Below are 2,870 nucleotides of genomic sequence, written 5' to 3'. Positions count from 1 at the left end.
GGGGCGATCACCGCGCTTGCGCGGGGATCTCGGTATTCTGGAAAGGGAAGGGGGGTTGCTCTGCTGCATCGGCTGTCACAGGCCACCCGGTTGCCCACAGGCTGACGCTCGATCCCTGTGGTCTCGCTTACAGCCTGCTCCGGTCCCGCGCCTTCACTCCCAAGGTCGTTCCCGGCGCGCGACTGGACAACCGGGTGCCCTCTGCCAGCCCTGTCCAGCCCTGACCGACCAACGGAAGGGCAGGGCCTTGCAGGCGTCGAGCTGGACGCGCCTTCATAGAGCGAAGGAAGGCGAGACGTCCTGTGGGCAGGCTGGCCCTTGCGCGAGCGATCGTGACCCGAAGGGCCGAGACTATAGCCCTGGGCCGACTATTGCGCCCCCGCGCGGGCTGGCTCGGAGAGACAGGCCGCGCGGGATCAGGCGCAAAGGAGGGGCAGGGCGATAGGCTCGGGGCGCAGGCCGGTGCAGCCGGCCAAGTCTAGAGCGCGGTCCCTCGGGGCGGGCGGGCCAGGGCGATCAGCCCTAGACCGACCAACGCGAGGGACGCCGCCATGATAGAAGTGCCACCGCCTCCGGCTTTCAGCCCCCCGCGTGGATGATTACAGAAGGATGAATTGTTGCCGTTATCGGCAATCATCCTTACTAGAACATTCAACAACTGTCTCATGAGGGCTTCGACCAATGACAGAAGAAACACGCGGCAGGAAAGTTGAAATCTTTTCGCTTGGGCATGAGCATAGTCTTACAGATCGGCTCAAGCATGTCAGGACAAGCGCAGATATTTCTCAACGGGACATGGCGGAAAAAATTGGTACGCCGTTCCGAACCTATTGCAAGATCGAGTCAGGAGAGCGCGACCTGAAAGCAAGTGAGCTTGCAATTGTCCTCGAACACTGTGGAATAGATGCCAACTGGTTTCTGTTCGGGACAGGTTACAAAGAGAGATCAGCGCGCCGTGATTGAAGCGAACAACGAGTAAAGCGGCCCGTAGGGCCGCTACTTTCTGATCGGCTAGAGTCACCGCTATTTATTGGTCGTGACGTGCGTTGTGGGCACCTGACCGCTCGCCGCGCGGGCCAGGGTGAAACCCTAGCCCGCAGGATCTGACCTAGATTTTAAACGTCGATAGATCAGCGCCGTTCTCAACAGCTTCTTTGATCCATTGCGGTTTGCGTCCTCGCCCCGACCACGTTTCGTCTTGGTTTTCGGGGTTCCGATACTTTGGCTTTGCTCCAGCACCGCTGCTTTTCGGGCTGACGGGCAAGTCAAACAGTTCCTCGATAGTAAATCCGTATTCCTTTGCAGTTGCCCTGACGGCCTTCTTTGCGTCAGTCTTGCGTGTTTTATCAAGATTGCGCATCGCGTCTTCAATCTGCTTTCGCTGTTCTTCCAGTTGAGCATAGCTCATTTCAGTTACGTTCATCAGCTTCTCCGGTTCAATCGAAAGGTTGTTCAGTCAAGAAGTGGTAGCGCCAATCTAAAAGAAAAAAAAGACCCCGCCGAAGCGGGGCCAGTATTCCTCACCACAAGGAATGGGGGTGTTCAGTCGAACGACGATTGCCGTTCTGGGAATGGAATGCCTTTGCCGTGTCCGGTTGGTGCGACAATCAGGAGATCATGGACTAGGCGATACCTGGCTCTATCTATCTCGTTGTGCAGCTCTACTACTTTAAGGAGGCAGACAAGTAGAAAGCCAAATAGGATCAATATTGCGGTCATCGGTACTGTGGGATTCTGAATGAATATAGCCACGTATACAATGCTGCCGACTACAGATGCTGCTAAACCTGCCGCCCATTTGTAAAGAGTGGTTTGCGTCTTCGCCATACGGTCGCGTTCGCACCCATGGACAAAAGTTTTTCTTCAAATTTCATGGTAAGTCCGCTCCTGTGTCCGGGGATTTGCTAACCCGTATCGTATGCCTTTTTCAACAAAGTAACCTGTAGAACCTAAAAACCAAGCTCGGTGAATTTTCGATCTTGGGATGATCTTACGCAACCGGCGCGGCATCATCCATCCACTATACCCGGCAAGATAGATGCGATGATAGAGGAAATTCATGACTGATCTCGCCTTAGCTGAAGTGGGCTTTAGAACGTAAAGGCGTTTTTCAACGCTACGTATCTTCTCGTCTCAAGTATGGAAATTAGGGCGGCGCTAACCGCCCTAAATTAGATCAGAAGCAATCCGGGGTCCAAGCCTCGATGCGGGCCTTCTTCTCCGCGTCGATCTTCCATGCCTTCTGATACTCGGCATCGCTGAACAGACGCTCCATGCACCGCGCTTTTTCGGCCTTTTTCTGCGCCTTGTGCGCCTTGAAGCCGTTCCCCTGCGGATCGCAGCCGGTCAGGTCCAGATGCAGCGTGTCCAGATAGTCGGCGCTGACGCGGCTGAAAAAGTTCTCGGCGGTGGGTGTCCAGACCTTGCGGATACCGGCCCCGGCATCGGCCTCGATCAGTCCGAAAAACTCCGCGCTGCCTGCGCCGTAGGGCAGGGTCCGCGCCACGCTATCGACCAGCGCCACGTTGCGGGCTTTCTTGCCAGCGGCGACGAACGTGCGGAAGGCGGTCGCCAGATCGTCAATCCGCAGTTCCGGGCGGCTCCATGCCTCATGTCCCGCAGGGGCATGGGTCAGCCGTTCGGAAAACTCCAACCCCTCGGGCTTGCTCGGGCAGTTGTTGGGGCGTCCCGGCGACAGGTCGAAAACATGGGTGCTGACACCCGATGCCAGCGACATGCCGAAGGCCAGCAGGTCAAAGATCATTTCCGGCTTGTCCAGCAGCGCGGTCTGGATCGCGGCCAGCCGCACGGCCTTCATGTCCTCGACCAGCGCACCGGAATAGGGCGACTTGGGCGCATCCTCGACGCTG

The 2,870-nt window shown here is 57.1% G+C and carries 2 protein-coding genes and 1 pseudogene; 1 reads left to right on the top strand and 2 read right to left on the bottom strand.

Translation table 11 applies throughout. From position 1 onward, the window contains the following. Positions 1 to 681: 681 nt before the first annotated feature. The gene (locus tag TW83_RS20020) at positions 682 to 963 is read left to right on the top strand and encodes a helix-turn-helix transcriptional regulator (protein WP_084697590.1); all 282 of its coding nucleotides are present in this window, start codon (positions 682 to 684) and stop codon (positions 961 to 963) included. Between the two features lie 145 nt (positions 964 to 1,108). On the opposite strand, the gene TW83_RS20015 is transcribed toward TW83_RS20020, so the two are convergent. Next, positions 1,109 to 1,423 carry an H-NS histone family protein gene (locus tag TW83_RS20015; RefSeq protein ID WP_084697589.1) on the bottom strand — a complete coding sequence of 105 codons (315 nt, stop codon included), beginning with the start codon at positions 1,421 to 1,423 and terminating at the stop codon, positions 1,109 to 1,111. A 753-nt stretch (positions 1,424 to 2,176) separates the two neighbouring features. Beyond that, a pseudogene (locus TW83_RS21210) lies at positions 2,177 to 2,870 on the bottom strand (hypothetical protein); the annotation flags it as partial.

The sequence above is a fragment of the Paracoccus sp. S4493 genome, assembly GCF_000967735.1.
Lineage (GTDB): Bacteria > Pseudomonadota > Alphaproteobacteria > Rhodobacterales > Rhodobacteraceae > Paracoccus > Paracoccus marcusii.
Note: the sequence above shows the minus strand (reverse complement) of the source record. Positions and strands in the feature narration are given on the sequence as shown.

Bases quoted from the DNA above. Each gene is read 5' to 3' on its own strand.
- TW83_RS20020 (WP_084697590.1), top strand. From the start codon at position 682: ATGACAGAAGAAACACGCGGCAGGAAAGTTGAAATCTTTTCGCTTGGG.
- TW83_RS20015 (WP_084697589.1), bottom strand. From the start codon at position 1,423: ATGAACGTAACTGAAATGAGCTATGCTCAACTGGAAGAACAGCGAAAG.